This is a genomic window from Burkholderia sp. Bp9004 (assembly GCF_003858025.1).
Taxonomy (GTDB): domain Bacteria; phylum Pseudomonadota; class Gammaproteobacteria; order Burkholderiales; family Burkholderiaceae; genus Burkholderia; species Burkholderia diffusa.
On record NZ_QTQD01000028.1, the window covers coordinates 61,857 to 85,413 of the forward strand.

18 protein-coding genes and 1 riboswitch are annotated in these 23,557 nt (G+C 68.5%); of the genes, 5 read left to right on the top strand and 13 right to left on the bottom strand.

The annotated features are described in order from the left end of the window. Positions 1-85: 85 nt before the first annotated feature. A complete protein-coding gene (gene pepN, locus DIE08_RS26230) occupies positions 86-2,779 on the bottom strand; it encodes an aminopeptidase N (RefSeq protein WP_124904387.1) in 2,694 nt (897 codons plus the stop codon). Between the two features lie 186 nt (positions 2,780-2,965). On the opposite strand from pepN, the gene DIE08_RS26240 reads away from it, so the two are divergent. Next, positions 2,966-3,667: a DUF4136 domain-containing protein gene (locus tag DIE08_RS26240; RefSeq protein ID WP_124904391.1), complete on the top strand. Its 702-nt coding sequence runs from the start codon at positions 2,966-2,968 to the stop codon at positions 3,665-3,667. 51 nt (positions 3,668-3,718) lie between these two features. Here the strand turns inward: DIE08_RS26240 and DIE08_RS26245 are convergent, their stop codons facing one another. The 8 genes from DIE08_RS26245 to DIE08_RS26290 form a co-directional block, all read right to left on the bottom strand. Continuing rightward, positions 3,719-4,291, bottom strand: coding sequence for a TMEM165/GDT1 family protein (locus DIE08_RS26245; protein ID WP_124904393.1), 573 nt, complete (start codon positions 4,289-4,291; stop codon positions 3,719-3,721). Positions 4,292-4,369: 78 nt separating this feature from the next. Beyond that, positions 4,370-4,507, bottom strand: a riboswitch (yybP-ykoY riboswitch). A gap of 96 nt (positions 4,508-4,603) precedes the next feature. Next, on the bottom strand, positions 4,604-5,923 hold the full coding sequence (gene guaD, locus DIE08_RS26255; RefSeq protein WP_124904395.1) for a guanine deaminase: 1,320 nt from the start codon (positions 5,921-5,923) through the stop codon (positions 4,604-4,606). Next, positions 5,920-6,258, bottom strand: a complete 339-nt coding sequence (locus tag DIE08_RS26260; protein WP_124904397.1) for a hypothetical protein — start codon at positions 6,256-6,258, stop codon at positions 5,920-5,922. The genes guaD and DIE08_RS26260 overlap by 4 nt, the downstream gene beginning before the upstream one ends. A gap of 27 nt (positions 6,259-6,285) precedes the next feature. After that, the gene (locus DIE08_RS26265) at positions 6,286-7,311 is read right to left on the bottom strand and encodes an adenosine deaminase (protein ID WP_059598985.1); all 1,026 of its coding nucleotides are present in this window, start codon (positions 7,309-7,311) and stop codon (positions 6,286-6,288) included. 18 nt (positions 7,312-7,329) lie between these two features. After that, positions 7,330-8,334 carry a xanthine dehydrogenase accessory protein XdhC gene (gene xdhC, locus DIE08_RS26270; protein ID WP_124904399.1) on the bottom strand — a complete coding sequence of 335 codons (1,005 nt, stop codon included), beginning with the start codon at positions 8,332-8,334 and terminating at the stop codon, positions 7,330-7,332. Positions 8,335-8,946: 612 nt separating this feature from the next. Beyond that, positions 8,947-9,459, bottom strand: coding sequence for a disulfide bond formation protein B (locus tag DIE08_RS26280; RefSeq protein ID WP_059598988.1), 513 nt, complete (start codon positions 9,457-9,459; stop codon positions 8,947-8,949). A 149-nt stretch (positions 9,460-9,608) separates the two neighbouring features. Continuing rightward, on the bottom strand, positions 9,609-10,985 hold the full coding sequence (locus DIE08_RS26285) for an amidase (protein ID WP_059598989.1): 1,377 nt from the start codon (positions 10,983-10,985) through the stop codon (positions 9,609-9,611). Positions 10,986-10,992: 7 nt separating this feature from the next. After that, positions 10,993-11,673 (bottom strand): GntR family transcriptional regulator, encoded by a 681-nt coding sequence (locus DIE08_RS26290; RefSeq protein WP_059598990.1) that lies wholly within the window; start codon positions 11,671-11,673, stop codon positions 10,993-10,995. Positions 11,674-11,950: 277 nt separating this feature from the next. Here DIE08_RS26290 and DIE08_RS26295 point away from each other — a divergent pair, with 277 nt between their 5' ends. Continuing rightward, positions 11,951-13,138: a gamma-glutamyl-gamma-aminobutyrate hydrolase family protein gene (locus DIE08_RS26295; protein ID WP_124904403.1), complete on the top strand. Its 1,188-nt coding sequence runs from the start codon at positions 11,951-11,953 to the stop codon at positions 13,136-13,138. A gap of 114 nt (positions 13,139-13,252) precedes the next feature. Beyond that, entirely contained in the window at positions 13,253-13,954 is a 702-nt protein-coding gene (locus DIE08_RS26300; RefSeq protein WP_124904405.1) for a DUF2968 domain-containing protein, read from the top strand. An 81-nt stretch (positions 13,955-14,035) separates the two neighbouring features. Here DIE08_RS26300 and DIE08_RS26305 read toward each other — a convergent pair whose 3' ends face one another. Beyond that, a complete protein-coding gene (locus DIE08_RS26305) occupies positions 14,036-15,196 on the bottom strand; it encodes a hypothetical protein (protein WP_260436567.1) in 1,161 nt (386 codons plus the stop codon). Between the two features lie 140 nt (positions 15,197-15,336). Between DIE08_RS26305 and DIE08_RS26310 the strand changes: the two genes are divergently transcribed. Continuing rightward, the gene (locus DIE08_RS26310; RefSeq protein ID WP_124623434.1) at positions 15,337-16,632 is read left to right on the top strand and encodes an MFS transporter; all 1,296 of its coding nucleotides are present in this window, start codon (positions 15,337-15,339) and stop codon (positions 16,630-16,632) included. 73 nt (positions 16,633-16,705) lie between these two features. Here DIE08_RS26310 and DIE08_RS26315 read toward each other — a convergent pair whose 3' ends face one another. Further along, entirely contained in the window at positions 16,706-18,544 is a 1,839-nt protein-coding gene (locus DIE08_RS26315) for a tetratricopeptide repeat protein (RefSeq protein WP_409360408.1), read from the bottom strand. 130 nt (positions 18,545-18,674) lie between these two features. Between DIE08_RS26315 and DIE08_RS26320 the strand changes: the two genes are divergently transcribed. Beyond that, complete coding sequence (locus DIE08_RS26320; RefSeq protein WP_124904409.1) at positions 18,675-20,333, top strand: FAD-dependent monooxygenase; 1,659 nt, start codon at positions 18,675-18,677, stop codon at positions 20,331-20,333. 8 nt (positions 20,334-20,341) lie between these two features. Here the strand turns inward: DIE08_RS26320 and DIE08_RS26325 are convergent, their stop codons facing one another. Then, positions 20,342-20,593 carry a formate dehydrogenase subunit delta gene (locus DIE08_RS26325; protein ID WP_059598996.1) on the bottom strand — a complete coding sequence of 84 codons (252 nt, stop codon included), beginning with the start codon at positions 20,591-20,593 and terminating at the stop codon, positions 20,342-20,344. Positions 20,594-20,600: 7 nt separating this feature from the next. Continuing rightward, positions 20,601-23,552 carry a formate dehydrogenase subunit alpha gene (gene fdhF, locus DIE08_RS26330; RefSeq protein WP_124623425.1) on the bottom strand — a complete coding sequence of 984 codons (2,952 nt, stop codon included), beginning with the start codon at positions 23,550-23,552 and terminating at the stop codon, positions 20,601-20,603. Positions 23,553-23,557 lie beyond the last annotated feature (5 nt).

Below are 23,557 nucleotides of genomic sequence, written 5' to 3' on the forward strand. Positions count from 1 at the left end.
GCCAACTTTCAGACGACAAAAAAGCCGGCGCCGCAACGGGGCGGCGCCGGCTTCGTCGCACGCGAGGCGAATCGCGTGCGTGACGTTACGCAAGTGCCTTTTCGACGATCTCGCGCACGTCGCGCGATTTCGCGCCGGCGGCGACCTGCTCGAGCGCATCGCGCATCCGGTCGCGCAGCGCCGGCGTGAAGCGGCGCCACAGTTCCAGCGAGCGGGCGAGGCGCGCGGCGACCTGCGGGTTGATCGCGTCGAGCGCGAGCACCTGTTCGGCCCAGAACGCGTAGCCCGAGCCGTCCGCCGCGTGGAATTGCGCCGGATTCGCCGCGCAGAAGCTGAAGATCAGCGAGCGTGCGCGGTTCGGGTTCTTCAGGTTGAACGCCGGGTGGGCCATCAGCGTGCGGACCTTCGCGAGCGTCGGCTGCGCGGCCGTGCCGCGCTGCGCGGCCTGCATCGCGAACCACTTGTCGATCACGAGCGCTTCCTTCTCGAAGCGACGGTAGAAGTCGTCGAGCGCGCGCGCGGCCGCGTCGTTCGCGCCCGATGCCGCAGCGGACAGCAGCGCGCCGAGCGCGGCGGCACGATCGGTCATGTTGTTCGCCGCGTCGTACTGCGCGGTCGCGATGCGCACGGCGTCGGCCGGATCCTCGAGTTCGGCGAGATACGCGAGCGCGAGGTTCTTCAGCGCACGGCGGCCGGATGCGTCGGGCGTCGGCTCGTACGCGCCCGGCGTCTCGTGCTGCGTGTACGCGGCGAGCCACTCGGCGCGCAGCGCGGTCGCGAGCTGGCGGCGCACGAACTGGCGCGCGCGATGCACGGCGGCCGGATCGGCTTCCGCCATCTGGTCGGCCAGATAGGTTTCCGACGGCAGCGTCAGCGCGAGTTCGCGGAACGCGGGCGACAGGTTTTCATCGGTCAGCACGCGGCGGAACGCGGCGACGAAATTCTCGCCGAGCGTGAGCGGCTCTTTTGCGGCGGCACGCGCGGCGAGCGTCAGCAGCGCACGCGTCGCGAGGCGCTGGCCGGCCTCCCAGCGGTTGAACGGGTCGCTGTCGTGCGCGAGCAGGAATGCGAGGTCGTCGTCGCTGTAGTCGTACTCGACGATCACCGGTGCCGAAAAATTGCGCAGCAGCGACGGCAGCGGTTGTTCCGGCACGTCGACGAACGTGAAGGTCTGCTCGGTATCGGTGAAGTCGAGCACGCGCGTCGTGCCTGCCGCCGTGGCTTCGCCGTCGAGACGCAGCGGCAGGTCGCGGCCGTCGCGGCCGATCAGGCCGATCGCGAACGGGATCAGGAGCGGCCCTTGCTGCGTTTCGCGCGCGGCCGGCGACGCATCGCCGTAGCCCTGCGCGAGCGTGAGCGTGTAACGGCGCGTGGCGGGGTCGTAGGCGGCCTTCACCGACACGCGCGGCGTGCCGGCCTGGCTGTACCAGCGCTCGAACTGCGCGAGGTCGCGCCCGTTCGCGTCGGCCATCGCGTGACGGAAGTCGTCGCACGTCACGGCATGACCGTCGTGGCGCTTGAAGTACAGGTCCATCCCCTTGCGGAAGCCGTCGCGGCCGAACAGCGTCTGGTACATCCGCACGACTTCCGAGCCTTTCTCGTAGACGGTCATCGTGTAGAAGTTGTTGATCTCGACGTAGCTTTCCGGGCGCACCGGGTGCGCCATCGGGCCCGCGTCCTCGGCGAACTGCAGCTGACGCAGCACGCGCACGTCCTCGATGCGCTTGACCGCGCGGGCCGCGGATGCGACGTCGTCGCCCGCGGCCATGTCGGCCGAGAATTCCTGGTCGCGGAACACCGTCAGCCCTTCCTTCAGGCTCAGCTGGAACCAGTCTCGGCAGGTCACGCGGTTGCCGGTCCAGTTGTGGAAATACTCGTGGCCGACCACCGATTCGATGTTCGCGAAGTCGGTGTCGGTCGCGGTCTCGGGGTTCGCCAGCACGTACTTCGTGTTGAAGATGTTGAGCCCCTTGTTCTCCATTGCGCCCATGTTGAAGTCGCCGACCGCGACGATCATGAAGCGGTCGAGATCGAGCTCGAGGCCGAAGCGCTTTTCGTCCCAGCGGATCGAGTGGATCAGCGAATCCATCGCATGACGGGTCTTGTCGAGGTCAGCCGGCTCGACCCACACCTGCAGCAGTTTTTCCTTGCCCGAGCCGGTTGTGATTTTCTCCTCGATCGCGACGAGCTTGCCCGCGACCAGCGCGAAGAGATAGCTCGGCTTGCGGAACGGGTCTTCCCATTTCGCGAAGTGGCGGCCGTCGGGCAGCTCGCCCGAGTCGACGAGATTGCCGTTCGACAGCAGCATCGGATACGCCGTCTTGTCGGCGCGCAGCGTGACCGTATACGACGCCATCACGTCGGGGCGGTCGAGGAAGTAGGTGATGCGGCGAAAGCCTTCGGCCTCGCACTGCGTGAAGAAGTTGCCGCTCGACACGTACAGGCCGGACAGCGTCGTGTTCTGGTCCGGCGCGCACGCGCTGTCGAGCGTGAGCTCGAACGCATCAGGCACGTTTTCGACGGTCAGCCCGTGCTCGTGCGCGCGCACCGCGCCGTACGGCGCGCCATCGAGCTGCGCGCCGAGGAATTCGAGCGCTTCGCCCAGCAGCTCCAGATGCGGGGTGGGCGCCGCGTCCGGATTGCGGCGCACGCGCATCGTATTCCTGACGATCGTGCGGGCCGGCGCGAGATCGAATTCGAGCGCGACGGAATCGATGAGGAAGGCCGGCGGCGTGTAGTCGGCGCGGCGGATCACGGTGGAAGAGGCGTTGTCGGACATGGTCGTCGAGATCGGTGGAATGGGGATCGGGCCCGCGACGCGGGCCGGGCGAACCGGGTCATTGTACAAAGGCTGGCGGCTGCGTGCCGGGCGAACTTTTTACCGGTTCCGGGAGTCCGCGTATTATCGGCATCCCGTGCGGTTCGCGCGTTGCGACGCACGGGTGACGGATCGACGAGGATCGACATGAAACACGATTGGATTTTTCGCGGTGCGGGCTGGGCGGCGGTGCTGTGCATGACGCTGCTGACGGGCTGCACCAGCTACGTGACGACGCAGGTCACGGCATTCTCCGACTGGAGCGGCAGCGACGCGACACGCACTTATGCCTTCACACGCACGGATGCGCAGAAGCACAGCATCGAGCAGTCGACCTACGAGCCGATCGTCGCGAACGAACTGTCCGCGTATGCATTCAGGCAGGTGCCGGCCGCGCAGGCCCGCTATCTGGTCGGGCTGGCCTACGGGGTCGGCAGCGATCTGGTGACGGTGCCGCAACCGGTTTACTACGACCCGTGGTTGATGGGGCCGGGGCCGTACTGGCGGGGCGGGCCGTGGGGCCCGTGGGGGCCCTGGGGGCCGATGCCGGCAGGCTACGTCGCGCAGACCTACCAGGTCTTCGACTACACGCTCGGCATCCGGATCACCGAGCGCGCGACCGGCAAGGAAGTCTACAACGTGACCGCGCGCACCACCGGCGACAACGGGGCGCTGCTGTATGCGATGCCGTTCCTCGCGCGCAGCGCGCTCACCGATTTCCCGTTGGCGAACGGTGCGATCCGCACGGTGCGGCTGCCCGTCGACAAGCGCGGCGGGCCGGCCGCACCGGCCGCCAACGAGCGTGCGGTGCCGGCCGTGCCGGCATCGGGCGCGGCGGTCGCGAAGTAGCGCGGTATCGACACCGGCGCGGCCGCCCGGTCGCGCCACTTGCTGCGTGCGTCAGGCCCCGACGCCCAGCAGCGCCAGCGCGCCGAGCACGACGAACAGCACGGCCGCGATGCCATGCACGAGCTTCGTCGGCAGGCGGTACGCGAAACGGTCGCCCAGCAGGATCGCGGGCACGTTCGCCAGCATCATCCCGAAGGTCGTGCCGGCCACCACGCCGATGTAATCCTGGAAGCGCGCGGCGAGCGCGACGGTCGCGATCTGCGTCTTGTCACCCATTTCCGCGAGGAAGAACGCGACGAGCGTCGCGCCGAACACGCCGAGCCGCGAGCGGTTGGCATTGGCTTCGTCCGCATCGAGCTTGTCCGGTACGAGGATCCACAGCCCCATCGCGATGAACGAGAACGCGAGCGCCCAGCGCATGATCGATGGCGTGACGAGCGCGCCGAGCCATTCGCCGAGCGCACCGGCGAAACCGTGGTTCACGAGCGTCGCGACGAGCACGCCAAGAATGATCGGCACGGGCTTGCGGTAGCGCGCGGCCAGCACGAGAGACAGCAGTTGGGTCTTGTCGCCGATTTCAGCGAGGGCGACGGCGCCGGTGGAGATCAGGAAGGCTTGAGACACGTATGGGGTTCCACGGGCCGGTGTTGTGCGTGCGAGCGACGATCCGCCGCGCGCCGGGCCCTGATGCGGCGCGCAGTGAACCATCGGTCTCGCCAGGCCTTGGTGGCTGCGTCCGCCATGGCCGAAAGGCCAAGTCTGTTGACGGACGCCTCCGTCACGATGCGCGCCGTTGGCGCGGGACATCGAGCGGAGCGGCTACTCCCCAATGAGCGGCGAATTCTAGCACGGCGTGCGGCGCGCGCGGTGCGAATCCGGTTGCTCCGGCCTGCCTCGCGACGCACGCCGGGGCAGGCATGGGCAAGCGCGCGTCAGTTACGCGGCGGCGGTGCGGCGCGCGGCACCGCGCTCGTGCACGAGTTGGCCGGCCGCATAGGTGCGGTACACCGCACGGTCGTCGCCGAGCAGCGCGAACGCGAACAGCAGTTCTTCCAGCGACTCCGCGCGTTTCGTGCGGCGTGCGAGCAGCGGCGTGGCCTGCGGGTCGAGCACGACGAAATCGGCCTCGGTGCGCGGCGCGAGCGTGCCGACCGTATCGACGAGATCGAGCGCCTGGGCGGCGCCGGCCGTCGCGAGCCAGAACATCCGCGTCGCCGTCAGGTGGTGGCCCGACAGCCGCGCGACCTTGTGCGCCTCGTTCATCGTCTGCAGCATCGAGAACGACGTGCCGCCGCCGACGTCGGTGGCGAGCGTGACGGGCACGTCGAATTCGCCGGCCTTGTCGAAGTCGAACAACCCGCTGCCGAGGAAGAAGTTCGACGTCGGGCAGTGCGCGACGACGGTGCGCGTCTCGGCCATCCGGCGGCGGTCCTCGTCGTCGAGGTGGATGCAGTGGCCGTACACCGCGCGCGGGCGCAGCAGCCCGTAACGGTCGTAGATGTCGAGATAACTGCGGTGGCCGGGGAACAGCTCGGCCACCCATTTCACTTCATCCACGTTTTCCGCGACGTGACTCTGCACGAACACGTCCGGATGGCGGCGCGCGAGTTCGCCGCATGCCTCGAGCTGCGCCTCGGTGGATGTCGGCGCGAAGCGCGGCGTGAGCGCGTACATCTGGCGGCCCTTGCCGTGCCAGCGGCCGATCAGCTCGGCGCTGTCGTCATAGCCCGATTGCGCTGTGTCGCGCAGGAACTCGGGGCAGTTGCGGTCCATCAGCACCTTGCCCGCGATCATCCGCAGGTCGCGCGCGTCGCTCGCCGCGAACAGCGCGTCGGCCGATTGCTTGTGCACGGTGCAGTAGACGAGCGCGCTCGTCGTGCCGCAGGCGAGCAGTTCGTCGACGAAGAAGTCGGCGACTTCGCGCGCATGTTCCCGATCGCCGAACTGGCGCTCGGTCGGGAACGTGTACTTGTCGAGCCAAGGCAGCAGGCCGGGCGCCGGCGACGCGATCATGTCCGTCTGCGGATAGTGGATGTGCGTGTCGATGAAGCCGGGCACGATCAGCTTGTCGCGCAGGTCGTGGACGACCGCGTCGCGCGCGAGCGTCGCGGCGAGCTGCGCATACGGGCCGGTCGCGACGACCTTGCCGTCGTCGACGATCAGGAGACCGTCGGTCTCGTGGTTCGCGGCCTGGCTCGACTGCGCCGGGTCGCCGTTGAAGGTGAGCAGTTGGGAACGGAAAGCGGTTTGCGTCATGACGAATGGTCCTGCATCAAGGTAAGGCGAACAGAAGAAAACGGTCGGCGCCGCGCGGGCGACGGCATGGCGGGCGCTGCTCGGGCATGCGCAATGCGGCGAAGCGCGAAGGCCGGGGCGCGGCGGAAGGCGATCGCGGTGGCATTAGCGACCGGCGCGGCGGCGAGCTGCATGACGAGCCGCAACGACAGGCTTCGGCGCGCGACGCCGCACAACGCCGTCGCCACGCGGGCGACTGGCGCGACGCGCGCGTGCGTGCGCGGTGCACGCACGCGGCCGACGTGGCGCAGGGCCAAACCGGTCGCCACGAAGCGGATGCCGTCGATGTGTTTCATCTGTCTAGCGAACCTCGATGCCAGCCGTCACGCGGCCTGCCAGTACGAATCGAGACGCGCGATCAGCGCATCGCGCTGCGCGGCGTCGACGAACGACGCCTCGAAGCCGTTGCGGATCACGGTGTGCACTTCGGCGTCCGTCAGCTGCAGCCCGTCAACCGTCGCGAAGTAGTTGTCGTTCACGTAGCCGCCGAAATAGGCCGGATCGTCGGAGTTGATCGTCACCGCGACGCCGCGATCGAGCAGTGCCTTCAGCGTGTGCTTCGCCATGTCGTCGAACACGCACAGCTTCAGGTTCGACAGCGGGCACACGGTCAGCGCCGTGCGCGTGCGCGCGAGGCGTTCGACGAGCGCTGCGTCCTCGATGCTGCGCACGCCGTGGTCGATCCGGTCGACCTTCAGCACGTCGAGCGCTTCGTAGATGTAGGCGGGCGGGCCTTCCTCGCCCGCATGTGCGACGAGCTTCAGCCCGAGCGCACGCGCCTTCTCGAACACGCGCGCGAACTTCGTCGGCGGATGGCCCAGCTCGGACGAATCGAGACCGACGCCGATCAGCCGGTGGCGATAGCGTTCGAACAGCGGCAACGCGGATTCGAACGTCGCGAGCGCATCGTCTTCGGACAGGTGGCGCAGGAAGCACAGGATCAGCTTGCTCGACAGCCCGCGCTGCTCGGCATCGGCGAGCGCGCGGTCGATGCCGGCAACGACCGTCTCGATCGGCACGCCGCGTTCGGTGTGCGTCTGCGGGTCGAAGAACAGCTCGGTGTGGACGACGTTGTCGGCGAGTGCGCGTTCGCAGTATGCGGCCGTCATGTCGTAGAAATCCTGCTCGGTCAGCAGCACGCTCGCGCCGGCGTAATAGATGTCGAGGAACGACTGCAGATCGGTGAACGCATACGCGGCGCGCAGCGCGTCGATCGACTCGTACGCGAGCTTCACGCCGTTGCGCTGCGCGAGCGCGAAAATCAGTTCGGGCTCGAGCGAGCCTTCGATATGGATGTGCAGCTCCGCTTTCGGGGCGCGGGCAATCTTGTCCTTGAAGGTCGGGGTCATGGCGTTGTTCTTGGTCGGTCAGAATGTAGGGGAAGCCTGGGCGGGTGCGTTCGCCTCGACGGCCTGCAGCAACTGCGCGGCCACCGAGATCGCGATCACTTCGGGCGCCTTGTCGATGATGCCTTCGACGCCGATCGGGCAGCGCATCCGCGCGACCTGGGCCGGGTCGATGCCGATCGCCGCCAGCCGGTGATCGAACTGCACGCGCTTGGTGCGCGAGCCGGTCATCCCGAAGTATGCATAGTCGCCGCGCCGCAGGATGCGCTCGGCCAGCACGAAATCGAGTGCGTGGTCGTGCGTCATCACGACGAAGTACGCATGCGGCGGTGCCGTATCGACGGCATCGGCCGGGCTGGCCACCGCGTCGATCGCGAGATTGCCGATCCCGGCGAGGGCGTCGGCCGGCGGGAACACCGCGTCGGGCCCGTCGATCCAGTGCACGTGGCACGGCAGCGTCGCCAGCACCTTCACGAGCGCGGTGCCGATGTGTCCCGCGCCGAACAGCACGACGGGGAACGCATACGGCGCGATCGTTTCGGTCATCAGCGACACGCCACCGGTTTCCCACAGCAGGCAATCGGCGCGCGCCGCGGGCGATTCGGGCTCGCTCAGCAGCGGCGCGCCCGGCGAGGGGCCGAATGATACGCTACGCACGGTTGCGGCGCCCGCCGCGACGCGCTTGGCGAGCGACATGATCCAGCCGAGGTCGCCGACGTCGAGCCGCTCGAACGCGAGCACGACCGCGCCGCCGCAGCACTGGCCGAGGCTCGGGCCGAGCGCGAGCCGTTCGAGCCGGCGTGCGTGGGGCACGTGCGCGCCGTCCTTCAGCAGGTGCCGCGCGATCTCGATCGCCTTCCATTCCAGATGACCGCCGCCGATCGTATGGCGGGCCGTGTCGCGCGTGACGAGCATCTTGGTGCCGGCCTCGCGCGGCGCGGAGCCGTCGGTGCGCGCCACCGTCACCAGCACGGCCGCTTCGCCGTGCGCGAGCAACTGCTGCAGTTCGCCGAGCCAGGCTTCCATCAGCACGCTCCGGTCGGGACGACGCGGCGCGACGCGCGGCGCGGGGTGGCGGGCGCCGCGGCAACGAGGGCGGACGAAAGCGACGCGGGCCGGCTGCCCGACTGCGAATTCGGTGCGGTGGCCGTGCGCCGAAGGCGCGCGTGAACGACGCCGCGGGACGTGCGGACGCCATGAGGGTGACGGATGCGGATGGTTTGCGTTGTCATGATGAATCCAGTCGACATTGCGGATCGGGCGCGCGTTACGCAGGAGGTGAGGCAACTGGCCTCGCGCACGTAGATCGCCATCCAGTCGCGAAGATAGCACCGCAAGGCGGCGGAAACATTGCCGGGCGGTGATCCGGGCTATCAGACGGCGATCATGTCGATCATAGGCCCGCCGTGCGGGATCGGGGCGCCGATGCACGGGCATCGGGCCGAAACGCATGCGCGGCGGGGCGTGCGCGCGGCTGTCGCGTGAGGTGCGTTCGCCCTGAAATCCGGGTTGCGGCGGGGTAGGTGTTTACGCGCGGCCGGCATGTGCGGCCGCGTGGGGCTGCGCCGGTGCAGCCGGGTGAGCAGCGCGAAGCGCCTGCGCGGCCTCGACCGGTCGGCCGGAACGTGGCGCGTCCGGTCAGCCTGCCAGCTTGCGGCGATGGCGCCAGAGGCTCGAGGCGACGGGAATCAGGATCGCGGCGAAGCCGATCAGCGCCCAGCCGGGCAGCAGGATGCCGAAGATCGGCGGGTAGACGGTCTCGCACAGGCCGGCGACCTTGAACATGCCGGGGAACCACTGGGCGGGCGGCAGGCTGTCGACGATCGGCTGCAACGTGTCGAAGCCGCAGCTGAAGCCCGGATTCATCTGGATCGAAAGGTGCCGCGCGGCGGTGCCGACGCCGCCGGCCGCGGCGATCGCGATCAGCAGCTCGAGCACCCAGATGCCGCGCCAGTTGCGCATCCCGGCCGCCAGGAACGCGAAGATCCCGATCGCCGCGAAGAAGTAGCGCTGGATGATGCACAGCGGGCACGGATCTTCGTTCTTCACGTACTGCAGATAAAGCGCGCCGGCCAGCAGGGCGATGCACACCCATCCGAGCAGCATCAGCAGGCGGCGTTCACGGCGGAGTGCGAGCGTGGAGTCGTTCATGTCGGCGGGATTCCTGTCGTTGGTCGGTCCGATAAACAATCGCGCGATTTTAGCGCGAACGATCTGGCACGAAACTGACAGCGCGCATGCGGCACCCCGCCGCAGCCACTTCGTCCGGGGCATCTTCCGCCGTCATTGCGTCCGTGCGGTCACCGGATCGTGTTCAGCACGGCTTCGACCGCCTGGCCGATCGCGAGCAGCGCGTCGTCGCGATGCGGCGCGGCCGCGAGCATCAGGCCGACCGGCGCCGTGTCGCGCGGATGGCACGGCAGCGACAGCGCGCAGGCGTCGAGGAAGTTGAACGCGCTCGGGTTGCGAAGGATCAGCGCGTTGGTGCGCGTAAAGGCAGCGTCGTCCGCTTCGAGTTCGGCGATGCGCGGCGGCACGACGGGCACCGTCGGCGCGACGAGCGCGTCGAAGCGCGACCAGACCGTGTGCGCCGCTTCCTCCAGCATCGCCTGGCGGGCGGCGAGCAGGTCGAGATAGTCGGCCGCGCTCGCCGGCTCGCCCTTCAGGATCCGCGAAAGCACGCGCGGGTCGTATTGGTCGCGGTGCTGCGCGAGCAGCGGGCGATGCCACGCGTATGCCTCGATCGGCGAGAAGCCGAAGCGGTTGATGTCCGGCAACCGGTCGAGCGCGGAAAAGCGCACTTCCGTGACGATCGCGCCGGCGGCTTCGAGGTGCTTCAGCGAGGCGTCGAGCGCGGCGGCGACATCGGCATCGACGCCGTCCGTCACATAGTTGGTCAGCACGCCGAGCCGCACGCCTTCGAGCGGCCGCGCGGCCGGTACGTGCGGCTCGAGGCCCGCGAGCATGCGGTCGACGAGCGCGCAACAGGCGACCGTCAGGCCGATCGGGCCGAACGAGTCGAGCGTGGTCGACAGCGGCACGCCGCCTTGCGTCGGGATCCGGCTCGCGGTCGGCTTGAAGCCCGTGAGCCCGCACAGTGCGGCCGGAATGCGGATCGAGCCGCCGGTGTCGGTGCCGAGCGCGACGGCCGCCATCCCGTCGGCGACGGACGCGGCCGCGCCGGACGACGAGCCGCCGGCAATCCGCGCGTCGCCCGGCACGTCGCGGCGGTATGGTGAGCGCGGCGTGCCGAAGTGCGGATTCAGGCCGAGCCCCGAGAACGCGAACTCGCTCATGTTGGTGCGGCCGACCAGCACCGCGCCCGCGCGCTTGAGTCGCGCGACGGCGACCGCGTCGGCCTTGGCGGGCGGTGCGCCATCGAGCACGCGCGAGCCGGCGCGCGTCACCTGGCCCGCGACATCGAACAGATCCTTGACCGACACGGGGATGCCCGCGAGCGGCGACAGCACGGTGCCCGCGGCACGCAGGCGGTCGTGGGCATCGGCGGCCGCGCGCGCGTTGTCGGCGTCGACTTCCGTAAACACGGCGGCACCCTGGCCGGACGGATCGGCGATCCGGTCGAGCGCGACGTCGACGAGCGCGCGGCTCGTGGTCCGGCCGGCGGCGAGGTCGGCGGCGAGCTGGGCGAGCGGAGGGAAGGGCGTGAAGGTGGTCATGGGCGGTTCAGGGGCGAAGACGTTGGACAAGAGTGGCGCGAAACGAATCGATATGGCGTTCGACGGCCGTGCGCGCGCCGGCGGCATCGCGCGCGGACAGCCGTTCGAACAATTCGAGGTGTTCGCGCTGGACGTCGGACAGGTGGTGCGGCTCGGACAGCGTGACGAACCAGAAGCGCAGCGAGCGTTCGTGCAGCGCGCGCAGGATCTCCGCGAGCACGGTGTTGCGTGCCGCGGCGGCGATCGCCTGATGAAACGCGCGGTCGAGCTCCATCATGCCCTCGACGTCGTGCGCGTCGACGCAGGCCTGCCCGTCGTCGAGCAGCGCGGCCATGCGCGCGAGATCGTCGGGCGTCGCATGGCGGGCGGCGAGTTCGACGCAATGCGCTTCGTTGATGCGGCGCACGTCGATCACCGCGACGATGTCGTCGAGCGACAGCGGCTGCACCATCAACCCCTTGCGCGGCATCACGGACAGCAGCCCTTCGAGCACCAGCCGGTGGACGGCCTGATGGACGGGCGTGCGGCCGATGCCGGTGCGGGCGACGAGGTCGGCTTCGTTGAGCGCGGCGCCGGGCTTGAGGCGCATCGTGATGATGTCGCGCTGAATCAGCGCGTACGCGCGGTCGGCGAGGCTGACGGCCGATGCGGCGGGCCGGTCGTGGAGGACGTCGGTCAGGGCGTTCATGCGGGCGGCGGCGCGGTGGCCGGGCAGGGCGCGATCATGGCGCGGGCGATCGGTAGCGTGGGCGATTCGTGAATATTATTGTGATATATCACTGATGTCCAGTGTGCCCGGGCGACGATCGATATCGTCGAATGAGTTCGGTGACACGCCTGGCGGCGGATGCGACGAGTTGCAACAATATCGACAGGATGTTGCTCGTTTACCGCGCGATCGTGCACTGAAGCATAATGAATCCTCGTCAATCCACCACGCGCGAGCGACGTACCAGACCATCGTCATGAGCGAAATCACGCCTTCCCCGGCCGGTCTGCCCGGCACCTCTTCCGCTTCTACCGATTTCCCCCGTTCCAGGCCGGCGCACACGCCGGAGGCGTCTGCGACGCAGGCTGCCGCTGCGCAAGTCGTCGCGGCGGACGGTGCGTCGCCGGTCACTGCGGCGTCCGAGCCGGGCGCCGCAGGCACGACAGGTGCTGCAGCCGAAGGCGCTGCAGTGCCGCCGAAACCCGGTGCCGCGCCGCCCGGTTTCGGCGCGCAGCCCGATTTCGACACGCCGCGTCCGCCGCCCGCGAGCGCGCAGAACGCGCCGCCGGCATACCTGAAGCAAAGCGACACGCCGTGGTCGGTGTTCGGGCGGATCATCGCGGCACGCGCACGCCGGATCTTCGATCGCGCCGGCCAGCGGATCACGCAGCGTACGCTGCGCATCGGCGTGTCGGCGCGGATCTTCCATCCGGAGCCGGGCGCGAAGGGACTGCGCGGCAAGACACTGCAGTATCTCGAGGAATCGATCGCGCACTGGGTGATGTCGCGCGACGTGCTCGTGTTCATGATCCCGACCGTCGGTCACCAGGGCATGCTGCATCCGAGCAACATCCGCCTGCGCGACTACGCGAAGCATCTCGACGGCCTGCTGCTGCAAGGCGGCGCCGACGTGTCGCCGCAAACCTACGCGGCGTCGGATGCGCGCCCCGAATGGCCGGGCGACCGCGTGCGCGACATGTACGAGCTCGAGCTGTTTCACGAGTTCGTCGAGTCCGGCAAGCCGGTGCTCGGCGTGTGCCGCGGCTGCCAGCTGATCAACGTCGCGTTCGGCGGGTCGCTGTACCAGGACATCGCGACGGACGTGCCGACCGCGAATGCGCACGTGAGCGAGCATTACGACCAGCATCGCCACGCCATCCGCTTCCCCGACTCGTCGACGCTCGCGAGCATGTTCCCCGGGCGCAGCGAAGCGATCGTGAACTCGATTCACCATCAGGCGATCCGCGATCTCGGCCGCGATCTGAACATCGAGGCCGTGTCGGCCGGTGACGGGATCATCGAAGGCATTCGCTACCGGCGTGCACCGTTCGTCGTCGGCGTGCAATGGCACCCGGAGTTTCATCGTGCTGGCGGCGCCGAGTTGCTCGACTGCACGCCGCTGCTCGATGCGTTCCTGCGAGCGGCTCGCGATACCCGCCTGTAAGCCGCTCTTGTATCGCCGCGCAGGAAGGCTGGCCGCATCCCGATAAATTCGAGATGCGGCCGTTTCGTTTTGAACGATAATCGCGACTCCCGATTCGTTCGCCGGAGTCTGACGTTGGTCTTCCGAGATTTTTCCCCTGCACGATGCGCAACGTGGATCGTTGCGCTGGCCGCCTGCGCGCACGCGGGCGCAGCGTGGTCCGACGCGACCGCGCCCGTCGCGGGCACGCGCCCCGCGGTGACGAGCCTGAGCGGCGATGTCGCGACTGCGGCACCGGCATCCGCGGCATCCGCCACGGATGCCACCGCGCAAGGCAACGTCGCCGAACTCACGCAGATGCTGCATGACGGACGAATCGTCGAGATGCGCACCACCTACAACGGCAGCTATGGCGCAAGCCTGATGTTCGATCCGCGCGAGATGACGTATTACGTCGCGCTGTTTCAGGACAAGCATCTGTGGCGCGTGATCAGGTCGCAGGAGAAAAGTCGTGCGGAGATGGTGTACGCGAACTTCGTCCAGCAGACGGTGCAGCTCGCGAACGTCGAAATTCGTCGCACCGAACTCGAGGCGCAGAAGACGTTCCTCGAACGCGTGATCGCGCTGCAGGCGAATCGCGCGCAGCAACTGCAGGCCGATCTGAACGTCGCGCGCGGCCAGCAGGCCGCGGTGGCGCAGCGGCAGAAGGCGGCGCAGGAGCAGACGCGGGCGCTGCAGATCGAGAAGCGGGCCGCGCAGGTGCAGTTGCGTGATCTGCAGGAGCAGGTGCGGCAACTCGAGCGGCAGTCGGAAACGGGGTTGCCCGCGCACAAGTGACGATTCGGTGCGATCGACCGACGGACGGACAAACGAAAACCCGGCGAAGCCTGCTTCGCCGGGTTTTTTGTTGGGCGCGTGTCAGCGGATGAGCGTATCCGGTCCGTCGGTCAGGCGGCGGTGGGACAGTTGTGCTGTCCAGTCGAAACCGGCGCCGGGCGCGTCGGCCGCCGGTGCCGCGCGATCGGGGTGCAGCGCGTTCACCATCGCGATAAGCGTGAGCGGGTCGTCGAGCGGATCGAGCGGGGCTCCGGGAGGCGCAGGCGAACCGACGCGATCGGGCGTCGGCGTGCGCGACGCGTGGCGCGTGACCGATGGGCGCGCGGTGAGTCGCGGCGCGGAAGGTGCGTGCACGCGTGCCGTTGTCGTGCGCCTGTGGGCCGGTCGATGCGGCGTCGGCGGCGCTGCGATGGCGACGCGCTGAACGTTCGGTGTCATCTCGGAGCGTCGCGGCGCTGGATGGGTCGTCGCGCCGCGTGTGACGGGCGCGCCAGTGGAAGGCGTCGCAAACGGCCGCGCTGCGACGGGCTGCGCCGGTGCGACGGTCGGCATGGCGGGCGCCACCGCTGCCGTTTGCACGGCACCCATGGACTGCACGGCATGCTCCGGCACGACGCCAACGATCTGCGTCGCGGGCGCAGGCGCGAAACCCGGTAACGGCTCGTGCGCGGCGATCAGCCAACCGATGATGCCGAGTGCGCCGATGCTCCAGCAGGCGGCGTGCCGCGCACGCCGGTCATGAGCGCGACCGGCGGCATGCTCGATGTGCTGGCCGGCGGCGCGCGCCGCAACGTCCGGTACGCCGGCAGACACCGGGCGCGTGGCGGGCGGCGATTGCCAGCGGCACGCGCGATGCGGTGCTCCGACGTCGATGCATGAGGTCTTCAGGATGGCTGCGCAGCGCGTGCCGAGTCGGGTGCCGGGCGCGCCGCTGAACGTCCATTCGCGGCCGAACGGCGGCACGCCGTCGAGCGGTGCGACACGAGGGCGGGCAAGCGGACCTTCGACGGAAACGAGGAGCGTTGGGATCATGAGGGCGGTACGCGATGCGACACAGGCAACGATGCCGGCCGCGGCGCGAATAGCGTGGCAAGTTGTGAAATTGTGGTCAGTCGACGGCGACCGGTCGATCAGATCAATCTGATTTTTAGTACGCGTTTCGAGGCGATTCGTACCAGACGAACGCGGCGACGGTGATCGCGGGCCCGGCCCAAGGCAATTGTCGGCTTCGCGTGGCATCATTTGCCGTCCATGCCGGCGTGTGCATCATTGGGCTGCGTGCCTCCGGCTGGCAGCGATGTTCGTGCGTGCCGGTCCGGTGCCACACGCATCGTCGGATCCACACGGCGCCGATGTCGCGCCATCCGAGCCGAGAGAACAACATGTCCACAGCAACACACGCCGTCGCGCAGGAATCGAAGGTTCGTACCGTGTTCCGGGTCGTCAGCGGCAACTTCCTGGAAATGTACGACTTCATGGTCTACGGGTATTACGCGTCGGCCATCGCGAAAACCTATTTTCCGAGCGGCAACGCGTTCGCGTCGCTGATGCTGTCGCTATCGGTGTTCGGCGCGGGCTTCCTGATGCGCCCGGTCGGCGCGATCGTGCTCGGCGCGTACATCGACCACCACGGCCGCCGCAAGGGGCTGATCCTGACGCTCGGACTGATGGCACTCGGCACGCTCACGGTGGCCGCGATACCCGGCTATGCGACGATCGGCGTGCTCGCGCCGGTGCTCGTGCTGCTCGGCCGGTTGCTGCAGGGCTTTTCCGCGGGCGTCGAACTCGGCGGCGTGTCGGTCTACCTGTCGGAGATCGCGACGAAGGGTAACAAGGGGTTCTATACGTCGTGGCAATCGGGCAGCCAGCAGGTGGCGGTCGTGTTCGCCGCGTTCGTCGGCGTGCTGCTGAACCGCGCGCTGCCAGTCGAGGACATGACCGCGTGGGGCTGGCGCATTCCGTTCCTGATCGGCTGTCTGATCGTCCCGTTCCTGTTCCTGATCCGTCGTTCGCTGAAGGAGACCGACGAATTCCTTGCGAAGCGTCATCGTCCGACGATGGGCGAGATCATGCGTTCGATGCTCGAGAACTGGGGTGTCGTGATTGCCGGCATGGGAATGGTGATCATGACGACGGTGTCGTTCTACATGATCACGGCCTACACGCCGACGTTCGGCAAGGAAGTGCTGCACCTGTCGTCGCTCGACGCACTCGTCGTAACCGTCTGCGTCGGCCTGTCCAATCTCGTCTGGCTGCCGCTGTCCGGCGCGCTGTCGGATCGCATCGGCCGCCGCCCGGTGCTGATCGCGTTCACGGTGCTCACGCTGCTATCGGCCTACCCGGCCGTGCTGTGGCTCGTGGCCGATCCGTCGTTCCTGCGGCTGCTGGCGGTCGAGCTGTGGCTGTCGTTCCTGTACGGCTCGTACAACGGCGCGATGGTCGTCGCGCTGACCGAAGTAATGCCGGCCGACGTGCGCACGGCTGGCTTTTCGCTCGCGTACAGCCTCGCGACGACGATCGGCGGTTTTACGCCGGCGATCTCGACGTTGCTGATCCACCAGACCGGCAACAAGGCGGCGCCGGGGCTGTGGCTGAGCGTCGCCGCGATTTGCGGGCTGATCGCGACGCTCGTGCTGTATCGCACGCCCGAGGCGCGCAACCAGTACAAGGCGGCTTGACACCACCTTCGTCGCATCACGTCGAACGAAAAAAGGAGCGCGCCGCGCTCCTTTTTTTTCTGCGTTCGGCCACTCAGGCGTCGCGCAACGCGTCGGCGACTGCCGCCGCCACGTCGAGCCATTGCCCCGGTGCGGACTGGCGGGCGAGCTTCGCGTGCGGATACCAGGGGCAGTCGTCGCCGGTGAACCAGCGCCAGTCGGGTGCGAACGGCAGCATGATCCACAGCGGCTTGCCGAGTGCGCCCGCGAGGTGCGCGACCGCCGTATCGATCGTGACGACGCCGTCGAGTCGTTCGATCAGCGCGGCCGTATCGGCGAAGTCGTTCAGCCGCCCATCGAGGCGATGCACGCGCGGATGCGCGTCGACGCGCGCCCGTTCGTCTTCGTCGAGCGCCGGCTGCAGCACGACCCAGTCGATGTCCGGCAGTGCGAGCAGCGGTGCGAGCGCGTCGAACGGCATCGAGCGGTTTTCCTGCGCTTGCCGGCGCCCTGACCACGCGAGACCGAACTTGCGCTTCGACTGGCCACCGAGCGAGCCGCGAAAGCGCCGGCGCGCGCTGTCCGGCGCGTCGAGGTAACGCTTGCCCGCGACGATGTCGGCTGGCTGCAGGCCGAGCAGGAACGGCAGGCTCATCAGCGTGCACGCGACGTCCGCCGCCGGCGGCTTCGCGGCGCCCTGTGCGACGAGCGTCACGCGCCAGCGTGCCGCGGCCGGCGTGAGCAGCGCGACGAGTTCCGGCTGCACTTCGAGCACGACGCGCGCGCAGCGTGCGCGCGCGAGCGGCACGAAGCGGACGAACTGCAGCGTGTCGCCGAAGCCCTGTTCCGCGCGGATCAGCAGCGTGCGCGACGCAATCGGCTCGCCTTGCCAGCGCGGCAGCGTGCCGAGCGGCGTTGCGCCCGGCGTGTCGTGACGCGCTTCGTATGCGGGCAGGCCGCGGGTGAAGTCGCCCAGCGTAAGCAGCGTGACGGCGCGATGCAGGTGCGCGAGTTTGAGGTCGGGAGCGACGCGCAGCGCCTGGTCGAACGCGCGCAGCGCCATCTCGTGCGCGCCGAGTGCGTGATGTGCGTTGCCGAGGTTCAGCCACGCGAGACTGAACGACGGATCGAGGCCGACCGCCCGTTCGTAGTAGGGCAGCGCTTCGCGCTGGCGTGCCTGCGCGCACAGCGCGTTCGCGAGCCCGAAAAGGGCGAGTGGGAACGGCGGGTGCAGCGCGAGCGCGGCTTCGAATGCGGCGGCAGCTTCGCCGTGACGGCCGACCGCCTCGAGCGTGTTGCCGAGATTGAAATGCGCGGCGACGAAGCGGGGCTGCGCGGCGATCGCCGCCTGGAAGTGCGCGATCGCGTCGTCGGCCCGGCCCATCGCGTTCAGGGCCATCGCGAGATTGTTGTGCGCACCGGCATGCCCGGGCCGCAGCTCGAGGGCGCGATGGAATGCGGCGAGCGCGTCGTCGTGACGGCCGAGGGCATTCAGCGCGTTGCCGAGGTTGTTGTGGATCGATGCGTCGTCGGGCGTGAGCCGAAGTGCGCGGCCGAACGCATCGACGGCATCCTCGTGGCGCTGCAGCGCCGCATACGCGTTGCCGAGGTTGTAGTGCGCGAGCGGAAATTCGGGCGCGAGCGTCAGCGCGTTGCGAAAGCGGTCGATCGCTTCGTCGAGTCGGCCGAGCGCCTTCAGCGCGTTGCCGAGATTGAGCTGCAGCGCGGCATCGTTCGGGCGCAGCTCGACCGCACGCCCGACGAGATCGGCCGCCTCGGCATGCTGGCCCTGCTGATGCCGCAGCACGCCGAACAGATGCAGTGCGTCGGCGTCGGCGGGATTGGTGGCGAGTGCGGTGCGATAGCCGTGCTCGGCCTCGGCGAGGTGGCCCGCGCGGTGCGCGGCATACGCTCGGTCGAATGCAGAATCCATGACGCGAAAACTGACGGAAAGCGCGTATTTTCCCACACTGCGCGGGGGTACCCCAGATCGGCCGATTGGCATATGGCCCCGTCACGCGGAGCGGCGTAGACTTGCACAATCGCGTGTCATCGAGGTTCTCATGGCTGACACACCGCTCGATATCCCGCCCGTGCTGATCGTCGGCGCGGGCCCGACTGGCCTTGCCGCCGCGATGGCGCTCGCGCGTGCCCGCGTGCCGGTGCGCATCATCGACCGGCTCGCCGCGCCCGCACCGTATTCGCGCGCGATCGGCATCCAGGCGCGCACGCTCGAACTGCTGGAGCAGCATCGCGCGGTCGAACCATTTCTCGCGTTGGGCCATCGTGCGCATGCGGCCGTACTGCACGCGGACGGCCGCGTGATCGCGCGGCTCGATTTCGATCCGCTGCAAACGCGCTATCCGTATTTGCTGTTTCTCGACCAGAGCATCACCGAGCGGCTGCTCGCCGAGCACCTGGCCGGGTTCGGTGTGACGGTCGAACGCGGCGTCACGTTGACCGCGTGCGACGCGGGCGGTACGTCGCTCGACGTGACGATCCGCGGCGCCGACGGTCGTGAAGAGGCGTTCGCACCGTCGTACCTGATCGCCGCCGACGGCGCGCACAGCACGGTGCGCCATCTGCTCGGCCTGGGCTTCGCCGGGCATGCGTTCGAGCAGACCTTCCTGCTTGCCGATTTCGCGGCGATACCCGACTGGCCGGACGAGGAGATCCACCTGTTCACGACGCCGGACGGCATCGCGGGGCTGTTTCCGATGGGCGGCGGCCGCTACCGGCTCGTCGCCGATCGGCCGCCCGGCGGCGACGCATCGCCCGATGCGCCGGCCACCCCGACGCTCGACGAATGCGAGGCGATCGTGCGCGCTCGCGTCGGCGCGTCGATCGCGCCGAGCGATCTCGCGTGGTCGGCGTATTTCCGCCTGCATAGCCGGATGGTCGACCGGCTACGTCACGGGCGCGTGTTCTTCGCGGGCGACGCCGCGCACGTTCACAGCCCGGCGGGCGCGCAGGGCATGAACACGGGTATCCAGGAAGCGTTCAATCTCGGCTGGAAGCTCGCGCGCGTGCTCGTCGCAGGCACGCCGGAGCGGCTGCTCGACACGTATCACGCGGAGCGCCATCCGATCGAGCGTGACGTATTGCGGCAGACCGGCTTCATCACGCAGATCGTCGAAGCCGACCACGGCGCGATGAAGCTGCTGCGCGATCATGTCGTGCCGCTGCTGGCGTCGTTCGGGCCGGTGCGCGACGCGGTGCGTCGCACTGTCAGCGAGCTCGGCGTGCAATACCGGAAAAGCCCGCTCTCGCTCGAACGCGTGCTCGATGGCGGGCCGCGCGCGGGCGAGCGTGCGCCCGACGCGCTCGTGCACGTCGTCGACGGGCCGCTCGGCCGGGCGCCCGGGACCGCGAGACTATACGACCTGCATGACCCGGCGAGCTTTACGCTGCTGCTGCTCGAGGAGCCGGCAAGTGCCGACACGGGCGACACGGGCGATGTAGCGCCGATGCCTGCGGACGCGCAGGCGCTTGCGCAGGGGCTGGAGCGGATCATGCCAGGTGCCGTGCGAACGTGGCGCGTCGCCGATGCCGAAAGCGACGGCGACGATGGGCTCGCGCAGGTATACGGCCGTTCGAGGCCGTCGTTCTACCTGCTGCGTCCCGATGGCTACATCGCGGTGCGCGGCCGTACCGCCACCGACGCGAACGCGCTGCTGCGCCATTGCGAAAGCTGGTTCGCGGGCATGCCGGTGCCCGCGTAGCGCGGCGCTCAGGCGGTGGCCGCGGCCGGCACGAGCGATGCGCGGTGCGCGGCGATCGCGTCGCGCACGATCGGCGCGGCGCGTTGCGCGGCTTCGCTCGACGGATCGTCTAGCGCGGCGAGTAGCGCGCGCCGCATCCGCGGTTCCCAGAAGCGCCGGATGTGATCTGCGATTCCGGCCAGCGCTTCTTCGCGATCGGGCATCGATTCGAAGAACGCGCCGATCTGGTTGGCCATGTCGATCAGGTGTCCGTTGTCCATCGCGTCCTCACTTGCCCGTCGTCGCGGCAGCCGGCGTGGCGGCGCGGCGCTCGAGCAGGTCGAGCTGCTCCGAGTTGAAACGTGCATACGCGCGCTGCCAGTCCGACGGCTGCGCAACCGGCATGACCTGCACGGCCGTGACCTTGTATTCCGGGCAGTTCGTGGCCCAGTCGGAGCTGTCCGTCGTGATCACGTTCGCGCCCGACTCGGGGAAGTGGAACGTCGTGTACACGACACCCGGCTGCATGCGGTCGGATACGAGCGCGCGCAGTACCGTCTGGCCGGCCCGCGATTCGATGCCGACCCAGTCGCCTGTCCGGATCCCGCGATCCTCCGCATCGTGCGGATGAATCTCGAGGCGATCCTCTTCGTGCCACCGGACGTTCTCGGTCCGGCGCGTCTGCGCGCCGACGTTGTATTGCGACAGGATGCGGCCCGTGGTCAGGATCAGCGGATAGCGCTGCGTGACCTTTTCCGGCGTCGGAATGAACTGCGTAATCACGAACCGGCCTTTGCCGCGCACAAACGCGTCGATATGCATCGTCGGCGTGCCGTCCGGTGCATCTTCGTTGCACGGCCACTGGATGCTGCCGAGCGTGTCGAGCTTCTTGTACGACACGCCCGAGAAGGTCGGCGTGAGCCGCGCGATCTCGTCCATGATTTCCGACGGATGCGTGTAGTGCATGTCGTAGCCGAGCGCCTGCGACAGCAGCAGCGTCACTTCCCAGTCGGCGTAACCCGCGAGCGGCGGCATCACCTTGCGTACGCGAGAGATGCGGCGCTCCGCGTTCGTAAACGTGCCGTCCTTCTCGAGGAACGTCGAACCCGGCAGCAGCACGTGCGCGTATTTCGCGGTTTCGTTCAGGAAGATGTCCTGCACGACGATGCATTCCATCGACGACAGCGCGGCCGCGACGTGCTGCGTGTTCGGGTCCGACTGGACGATGTCCTCGCCCTGGCAGTAAAGCCCCTTGAAGCTGCCGTCGAGCGCCGCGTCGAACATGTTCGGGATGCGCAGCCCCGGTTCCGGTTGCAGCGTGGCCGACCATGCTTCCTCGAACTGGCTGCGCACGATTGCGTCGCTGATGTGCCGGTAGCCGGGCAGCTCGTGCGGGAACGAACCCATGTCGCACGAGCCTTGCACGTTGTTCTGGCCGCGCAGCGGATTGACGCCGACGCCTTCGCGACCGATGTTGCCAGTCGCCATCGCGAGGTTCGCGATGCCCATCACCGTCGTCGAGCCTTGCGCGTGTTCGGTCACGCCGAGGCCGTAGTAGATCGCGGCGTTGCCGCCGGTTGCATAGAGGCGTGCGGCCTCGCGCACCAGTTCGGCCGGTACGCCCGTCACGTCCGCGGTGGCCTCGGGCGAGTTGTCGGCGCGCGACACGAAGTCGCGCCATTGCTCGAACGCGCGCGTGTCGCAGCGTTCGGCGACGAATGCCTCGGCGACGAGCCCTTCGGTGACGATCACGTGCGCGAGCGCGTTGACCATCGCGACGTTGGTGCCGGGGCGCAGCTGCAGGTGGTGCGTGGCCTTCACGTGCGGGCCGTCGACCACGTCGATGCGGCGCGGGTCGATCACGATCAGCTTCGCGCCTTCGCGGATGCGACGCTTCATGCGCGAGCCGAACACAGGGTGGCCGTCGGTCGGGTTCGCGCCCATCACGACGATCACGTCGGCCTGGCCGACCGACGCGAAGGTCTGCGTACCGGCCGATTCGCCGAGCGTCGCCTTCAGGCCATAGCCGGTCGGCGAGTGGCACACGCGTGCGCAGGTATCGACGTTGTTGTTGCCGAACGCGGCGCGTACCAGCTTCTGCACGAGGTAGGTTTCCTCGTTCGTGCAGCGCGACGACGTGATGCCGCCGATCGAATCGCGGCCGTATTTCTGCTGCAGCTTGCGGAATTGCGTCGCCGCGTACGTGAGCGCTTCTTCCCAGCTGACTTCGCGCCACGGGTCGGTGATCTTCTCGCGGATCATCGGTTTCGTGATGCGGTCCTTGTGCGTTGCGTAGCCCCACGCGAAGCGGCCCTTCACGCACGCATGACCTTCGTTCGCGAGGCCGTTCTTGTGCGGCGTCATGCGCACGACCTGCGTGCCCTTCATCTCGGCCTTGAGCGAGCAGCCGACGCCGCAGTACGCGCAGGTCGTGACGACCGAGTGCTCGGCCTGGCCGAACTGGATGACGGACTTCTCCTGCAGCGTGGCGGTCGGGCACGCGGCGACGCAGGCGCCGCACGATACGCATTCCGATTCCATGAACGATTCGCTTTCGCCGGCGGCGACGCGCGATTCGAAACCGCGCGCGGCGATCGTCAGCGCGAACGTGCCTTGCGTTTCCTCGCATGCGCGCACGCAGCGGTTGCAGACGATGCACTTCGACGGATCGTACGTGAAATACGGATTCGATTCGTCCTTCTGCTCGCGCAGGTGATTCGCGCCGTCGAAACCGTAGCGCACTTCGCGCAGCCCGACCACGCCGGCCATGTCCTGCAGCTCGCAGTTGCCGTTGGCGGGGCAGGTGAGGCAGTCGAGCGGGTGGTCGGAGATGTACAGCTCCATCACGTTGCGGCGCAGCGACTGCAGCCGGTCCGACTGCGTGCGCACCTTCATCCCGGCTTCGGCGGGCGTCGTGCACGATGCCGGATAGCCGCGCCGGCCCTCGATTTCGACCAGACACAGGCGGCACGATCCGAACGGTTCGAGCGAATCGGTCGCGCAAAGCTTGGGCACGTTGACGCCGGCTTCGATCGCGGCGCGCATCACCGACGTGCCGGCCGGCACCGTCACCGGCTGGCCGTCGATTTCGAGCGTGACGTCGGTATCGGCATGCCGTTGCGGCGTGCCGTAGTCGGTTTCGTCGAACGGATCGCGCACGCGCGCCTGGGCGGCGCTCTTGCACGCGCATTGGCCCGAGCCGCAGCCGCCTTGGCGGACGTTGTTCGTGTCGAGGGACATTCAGG